Annotated in this window: 7 protein-coding genes; 6 read left to right on the top strand and 1 reads right to left on the bottom strand. The window is 44.8% G+C overall.

What is annotated here, in order from left to right; all coding sequences use genetic code 11:
• From B151_RS19120 to B151_RS0117135, 6 genes are all read left to right on the top strand, one after another.
• Window positions 1-1,364: complex I subunit 4 family protein (locus B151_RS19120; protein WP_020404872.1), on the top strand; the 1,364-nt coding region annotated here is incomplete at its 5' end.
• Entirely contained in the window at window positions 1,361-2,731 is a 1,371-nt protein-coding gene (locus tag B151_RS0117155; protein ID WP_020404871.1) for an NADH-quinone oxidoreductase subunit N, read from the top strand. The genes B151_RS19120 and B151_RS0117155, both read left to right, overlap by 4 nt.
• A 13-nt stretch (window positions 2,732-2,744) precedes the next feature.
• Window positions 2,745-3,764 (top strand): potassium channel family protein, encoded by a 1,020-nt coding sequence (locus B151_RS0117150; protein ID WP_040517244.1) that lies wholly within the window; start codon window positions 2,745-2,747, stop codon window positions 3,762-3,764.
• A gap of 29 nt (window positions 3,765-3,793) precedes the next feature.
• Window positions 3,794-4,492 carry a hypothetical protein gene (locus B151_RS0117145; protein ID WP_020404869.1) on the top strand — a complete coding sequence of 233 codons (699 nt, stop codon included), beginning with the start codon at window positions 3,794-3,796 and terminating at the stop codon, window positions 4,490-4,492.
• A gap of 262 nt (window positions 4,493-4,754) precedes the next feature.
• Entirely contained in the window at window positions 4,755-6,044 is a 1,290-nt protein-coding gene (locus B151_RS0117140) for a hypothetical protein (RefSeq protein ID WP_020404868.1), read from the top strand.
• Window positions 6,045-6,166: 122 nt separating this feature from the next.
• Window positions 6,167-6,805 carry a class I SAM-dependent methyltransferase gene (locus B151_RS0117135; RefSeq protein WP_020404867.1) on the top strand — a complete coding sequence of 213 codons (639 nt, stop codon included), beginning with the start codon at window positions 6,167-6,169 and terminating at the stop codon, window positions 6,803-6,805.
• Here B151_RS0117135 and B151_RS19115 read toward each other — a convergent pair.
• Window positions 6,802-7,049 (bottom strand): ATP-binding protein (locus B151_RS19115; protein WP_040517243.1); only part of this gene is annotated, 248 nt, incomplete at its 5' end. The genes B151_RS0117135 and B151_RS19115 overlap by 4 nt on opposite strands.

Here is a 7,049-nt window from a genome sequence, read left to right as displayed (position 1 = left end):
TTACAACCACTGCTTTCACCCTATTGAGTGCGGGTCTAATTTGGGTGCGCGGCATCGGTCCGGGTTTATCTCAGGTAGAAGAGTTTAGCTGGATTCCCTCCATAGACATCGCCTACCGGCTGGGCGTAGATGGCATAAGTTACCCACTGGTATTACTCACGGCCGTGCTCTTTTTAACCTCTCTGATTTTCGCCTCTAAAATCAAGGACAACGCCAATGCATTTATAGGATTGGTACTGCTTCTTGAAACCGCCTGTATTGGTGTTTTTCTGGCGCTCGACCTCTTTTTATTTTATGTATTCTTTGAAATCACCCTTGTGGGAATGTATTTCGTAATAGCCAAATGGGGACACGAACATCGCAAGAAAGCAGCACTCACGTTCTTTATCTACACCTTGGTGGGCAGCCTGTTTCTGCTGCTGGCCTTTTTGGGATTATACCTATATTCGCCCCTCGGCACCTTCGATATGCAGCAGCTGATCGCCAATCCCGAGGTAACAGGCATGGCGGCTTCCCTCATTTTTTGGGGATTATTTATTGCTTTCGCCATTAAAACGCCGCTGTTCCCGTTTCATACCTGGCTTCCTCTGGCTCATACCGAAGCTCCGGCTGCAGGCAGTGCTATCCTTGCCGGTGTGTTACTGAAGCTGGGAACCTACGGTTTCATTCGCTTTCCCCTGCAAATGACACCAGATGCTTTTCGTGAATTTGCGCCTTATGTCATCATTATTGCCGTTTTTACGGCACTATATGGAGCCTTCGTGGCGCTAGCCCAAACCGACATCAAACGGATGGTGGCCTATACCAGTGTAAACCACATGGGATACCTTGTCTTTGGGGTAGCTATTGCAGCAGCAACCACCACTGTCAGTGGCATGATCGCACTGGACGGGGCAGTGCTTCAGATGATCAGTCACGGAGTGGTGACCGGCGTACTCTTCCTGCTGGTGGGTGCCCTCCAAGATCGTACCAAAACAAGAGACATGAACCAGATGAACGGACTACTGAAAGCCTATCCGCTGCTCGGCGGTATGTTTGTCGTTGCCGCCTTTGCTTCACTAGGTCTGCCGGGGCTGGCGCACTTTCCGGCCGAGTTTCAAATTTTCCTGGGCGGCTTTGACGTGTACCCGGTTGCGGTTGGTTTCATAATTATTGGGCTGCCTCTTACCACGGCGCTCTATCTTCGTGCCATCCAAAAAGTCTTTCTCGGAACATTACCGGAAGACCATCATGCGCAGCCGGACCTGGGACGGCGCGAACTTTGGGCTATAATCCCTCTTATAGCGGCAACATTCATTATTGGCCTCTATCCAGACTCCCTGCTCTCCATCATTCACGCAACCACTAAGCTGTTTGGATTATGAGTCAGATGGGTATAGATTTAGTGTCTATTGCACCGCAACTGGCCGTTCTCGTAACGGCTGTGGTGGTTTTAAGCCTCGAGATGATGCGTCGTCCGCAGTGGGGGATAAGGGTGTTAATCATAGGAATGACGATTGCCGCAGGTACGGCCATCTCCATGCTGGGAACCCACACCACCGCCTTTTCCGAAACCTTTAGGGTTGACAGGCTGAGCCTCTGGGCCGTCATTATACTATCAGCCGCCACTATTTTATGTGCTCTACTGGCCAGTGCCGAAATTAAAGGAACACCGCGGGAGGGCGCCGTCTATGCCCTGATGGTATTTGGGGCGCTGGGCGCTATGATTTTGGCGGGTAGCGGCGACTTCATGTTCATCGTGCTGGGCCTGCTCATCGGCACGCTTTCGGGGATGGCGATGGCGGCTCATCCCCGCGAAAACTCCTCCAGCGAAGGTGCCATGAAGTACTTTGTGTACGGATCGGTAACCGGGGCCATCATGCTTTTTGGAATCACCTTCTGGGTGGGTTTGACGGGAACCACCCTTCTCTCGGGACTGAACGACCCAAACTTGCCCGCGCTGGTCACACTCATCGGATTTATCAGCCTGGTGGCGGGAATCGGCTATGCTGCCTCCCTGTTTCCCATTCATTTCTGGACACCGGATACTTTTGAAGGAGCCCCGGTTTCCGTGGCTGCCTACCTGTCTGTAGTTCCCAAAATAGGGGCGCTTTTTGCGCTGGTTCAGGTTCTCCGCGAGCTGCCGGTAGCAGTGGTGGACTGGCCCATAATCCTGGCAGTCTTCGCGGCTATGTCCATGACCTACGGCAACGTTGTAGCTTTATGGCAGGATAATGTCGTGCGGTTGCTTTCCTACTCCACCATCGCCCAGTCGGGCTATTATTTGCTGGGAATTATAGGCATCAGCCAAAGTTCTCTGGTGCTGGATTCTTTGATCGTCTTTGGCGCAGCCTACATGCTTATGAACATTGGTGCGTTCGCCATTACCCAGGCGGAAGGAACCCGGCTTGAGAATTTCAAGAATATCAGTAAGTGGCGACCATGGCCTGCAGTGGGTATGACGGTCTTCCTGCTTTCCCTGGTGGGCATGCCGCCGCTAGCTGGTTTTGCAGGCAAGTTCCTGTTGTTTGGTACAGCCATTGAAGCCGGCTTTACGTGGCTGGCCGTGGTTGCCATCCTAAACAGCACCATTTCACTGGCGGTTTATATGCGGATAATCGTGCCAATGTTTTTCCATGAATCGAAAATGAAAAGCACCGAATCTTACGCCCCAGCAATTTCAGTAGTATGGATAAGTACTTTCATCCTTACAATTGTTGTGGGCATCGGCGTACAATGGTTACTAAATTGACCTCCATAACAGTATGAATACAATATACCTCATTTCTGGAGTCGTTGTCTTGATTGCCATTTTTAGTGATTTCTTCTATACAACGGTATCTTTTAACGGGGCAGGTATCCTTAGCCGAAATATCTCATGGGGCATAGCATCCTTCTTTCTTTGGATTCACAAGAAAACAAAAAAAAGAGGGATACTCCGCTTTTCAGGGGTGTTTCAAATACTAGCACTGGTCGTTTGCTGGATAGGTCTTTTGTGGATTGGATTTTTCTTGCTGTTGATGGGTGATTCCGGTTCCATTATTGATCCTGCTTCCGGACAGCCCGCAAATGCCCTGTCAAAATTATATGTGAGTGGCTACACCTTATCCACATTAGGCATAGGTGATTATGTAGCAGAATCGGAAATATGGGAAATCATATTGGCGGCTTTTTCCTTCGTCGGGTTTATATTCATAACAACGGCTATGACCTACCTGATAAGTTTGACAAATGCCGTTATTCATAAAAGGAATCTCAGTCTCTTTATTGCGAATTTGGGAGACTCGCCTAAAGAAATTATCGTTCATCTGTATGATCAAGATGAAGGGCGTTTCAAAAATTTATTGGATTATTCAATTAGGCTGCAGGAGATGATCAATCTGCACAACCAAAATCATTACGCACATCCAGCCGTGCATTATTTCTATAGTATCACCAGGGAGGAATCACTATCAATAAATTTGGTTAATCTGGATGAGACATTAACTATTCTGATCCATTATGCTGAATCAAAAACATTGCGAACACAGGATATTCGACCACTCAGAGACTCGATCACTAAGTTTCTTAAAGCAGCAGCGCGTCATTACAATCAAGTACCGGAAAAGAACCTTCCTCATTTTCCGGATATTGAATACCTGAAACCCAACAACATTCCATTAAAACAGCACCAAATTATGTCATCAGCCCAACATGAAATAGAAGAGCGCAGAAATTCACTGCAGGGTTTATTACATAGCAACGGCTGGAACTGGAATGATATTTACCAGGATCAATCCAACTAGATTAATTTTTTTTAAACACCTTAATGTCGATGCAAAAAATTACATTTTTCTTAAGTTTTTTGGTTTGGGCGGGAATACTGCCTTTGCATGTCCTTCAGGCCCAGCAATCCACGGAGATGTTACTATTCGAAATCGACGGTAACCGATATCAAAAATGTAACTATAATAAGGATGGACAGGTGCAATCCTCTGAGAAATTTATGGTCGGTTCTATTGACCAACAAACAGATATCTACCGTCTTCCCGTTAAACTATATTCGTATAATGCTGAAGGAGAGCTCCAGGATAGTACCAAAACGATCTATACCTGTAAACCTGATGAACAACAGGTGTTATTAAATGTATTTCCTTTTACTGACTATGGAAAAGGAAGCGAGATTAAAGTGAATGTTAAAGATGAAAAAGCCTTTTATCCTGTCAATCCTAAAACGGACTGGAAGATGAAACCAATAGAGTTTTCATTAAAAATTGATAAAGGACTAGTTGGGTTCTTGGGAGGCAATAGTAAAATTACCATTTATGATCGACAGGTAGTTATCAATGATACCCTACAGACAGGGCAGCACCAAATCAATTCATCCGTGGATCTCGGTGTTTATGTCCTGGGAGTCAAAGTGAAAGGATTTAGGTACCGGGTCATGGAGATTATAGAAAAGAATAAGGGTATCATCTGGCAAAAGTTTATCAGCGAAGAAGACGGCAGCTATTTTGTAATCCGTTTGATTTGAGTGTTTATTTTAAAAAATGTAGTATTATTAATAATATCCCTTCTATTTTCACATATCTGTATTTAGCTCTTCTTTAAAGAAGCCTTGATTTTTTTAATCGGGGTTCTGATTTAAGCTTCCTTTAAGGAACAAGATATTATCATTGAGCAGAAAACTTAAATGCCAGTTGCCGTTCCATACCGCGGTATTTATTTCACAATGGACTATCCTACTCGATGAGTTTGAACGTTTTACTTATAACCCAAAAAATCAGAACATAATTATGAAACTCCCAATCAAATATATCATATTTGGCGTTGTTGCCCTTTTATTAAATGTTGGAAGCGCATTCGGACAGTTTTCCCGCGACTTCCAATACTTTACACATCCGGATCAACGAGGCCTCAATCAGTTTGAAGCACCATTTCACACAGATGTTGAATTCGATGGTATCGAAGTACGATTAGGTGGAGCCAATACGATTCAATTCCAGGGACTGCGACATGATAATGCAGCTGGTACCCTTACCGACCTGGAATCCAATTTTAACTTAGCCACTTCCAACCTGGATCTTGATGCTGTACTAGCCAATGGCGTACGCATGCACCTGCGCACCTACCTTTCGTCACAAAATCATAATGAAGCCTATGTAAAAGGCGGCTATCTACAAGTTGACCGGCTTGACTTTATACAGGAAGGATTATTTGACGGATTGATGGACAAACTGCGCTTTAAAGTTGGACATATGGAACTGAACTATGGTGACAACCATTTCAGAAGAACCGATAATGCTCAGGCTATTTATAATCCATTTGTAGGTAACTATATTATGGATTCGTTTACCACTGAAGTGGCTGGTGAAGTATATTATTTTAATGAAGGATTGCTTGCCATGGTTGGAATCAGCAATGGCAAACTGAATCAAAGCGTTACTGATGCCGACGGTAATGGTTTTAAAACAAAGCCTACTGTTTACGGGAAGATCGGCTATGATAAGCAGGTCAATGAAGATTTGCGAGTACGATTGACCGGATCTATTTTAAATATTACGCAGTCGGCATCCATATACCTGTATTCGGGCGACCGGGCTGGTTCCCGCTATTATGATGTAATTACACCAGGCAATTTCCGTGCGGGGCGGTTTTCTCCTAGTTTTACCCCGGGATATGGCCAGCCTCCAGCCCCAGGTGAAATGACTGCTATTATGATTAACCCCTTCATTAAATTTCAGGGGCTTGAATTCTACGGAGTATTTGAAAACACGGCCGGTAAGTTAAAATCGGCAGCAGATCGTCGAACCTTTAACCAATATGGAGCAGAACTTCTTTATCGGTTTGGCACCAACGAAGATATCTATATCGGTGGCAGATATAACTTAGTCGACGGAGAGACCACCAATGGCGCCATCGAGATTGACCGATTTAATATAGGAGGCGGCTGGTTTCTGACTAAAAATGTACTGGCCAAGCTGGAGTATGTAACCCAGAACTATAATGGGAACGGGTATACTGGCAGTCCATATGAAGGCGCTGAATTCAATGGTGTTATGATTGAAGCTGTCATAAGTTTCTAAAAACAGAACAGAATTGTTTATATGTATGGTGCTGTTTTGAACTGCACCATACATCATATCTTAAGTTTAAATCATAAATCAGAATTGCATATAAACCATATCTGGATAGATTGAGTCCTGTTATGAAAGAAAATCCCAGACAAACAAAATTTACCAGAAAGCGATATAATACAACTTCGGTGATATATAATCTAATGGAGTGGCCCATAGAAAAACTATGGTATAAAAATTGGCGACGAAAGCTTTGGCAGAAAATTCAAGGGCCTAGAGTATTGGAAATTGGCGTGGGTACCGGTAAAAATATCTCCTACTATCCCAATCAGATTGAATTAACCGGGATTGACCTTTCCCCTGACATGCTTAAACGGGCCAAAAAATTGTTGTCCAAATCGATGAACGATTCGATGACCCTCCGCGAAATGGATGTCCAAGACATGGACTTTCCCGACAATCATTTTGATGAGGTAGTTGCAACTTTTGTGTTTTGCTCTGTTCCCGAACCAGTGGTCGGCCTGCAGGAAGCTCTACGCGTTACCAAACCGGGTGGGAAATTAAATTTGTTGGAACACATGCAAGCCGAACAACCTGTTTTGGCAAGCATAATGGAAAAACTGGACGCCCCCATCCATTACTTGAGTGGGGTTCATATTGCCCGGCATACAGTAGAAAATGTAGAAAATGCCGGCTGGGATATTGAGAGAATTCGAAATTTAACGGCAACGGGAATCTTTAAAAAGATTGAAGCCACAAAACCAAGTTAAACCTCATCACCATCAGACAGCGGAAGCTCAACTACAAATGTACTTCCTTTTCCCAAACCGTTACTGTATGCTCTGATTTTACCACTATATAGATCTAGGATAGCCTTCACCAGCGGCAGCCCCAAACCGCTTCCGGGCTTGTCCTGTACCTCCTGCTGCGTAGCACGGTAAAATCGCTCAAACAGGCGGTCCTTGGTGTCACCATCAAACCCGGCACCGGTATCGCTGAGATGAAGTACTGCTT

Source organism: Gracilimonas tropica DSM 19535 (assembly GCF_000375425.1).
In the GTDB taxonomy this organism is placed as follows: domain Bacteria; phylum Bacteroidota; class Rhodothermia; order Balneolales; family Balneolaceae; genus Gracilimonas; species Gracilimonas tropica.
The sequence above is the reverse complement of the archived record's forward strand: the minus strand, read 5'-3'. Positions and strand labels throughout refer to the sequence as shown.

Bases quoted from the DNA above. Each gene is read 5' to 3' on its own strand.
- B151_RS0117135 (WP_020404867.1), top strand. From the start codon at position 6,167: ATGAAAGAAAATCCCAGACAAACAAAATTTACCAGAAAGCGATATAAT.
- B151_RS0117150 (WP_040517244.1), top strand. From the start codon at position 2,745: ATGAATACAATATACCTCATTTCTGGAGTCGTTGTCTTGATTGCCATT.
- B151_RS0117140 (WP_020404868.1), top strand. From the start codon at position 4,755: ATGAAACTCCCAATCAAATATATCATATTTGGCGTTGTTGCCCTTTTA.
- B151_RS0117145 (WP_020404869.1), top strand. From the start codon at position 3,794: ATGCAAAAAATTACATTTTTCTTAAGTTTTTTGGTTTGGGCGGGAATA.
- B151_RS0117155 (WP_020404871.1), top strand. From the start codon at position 1,361: ATGAGTCAGATGGGTATAGATTTAGTGTCTATTGCACCGCAACTGGCC.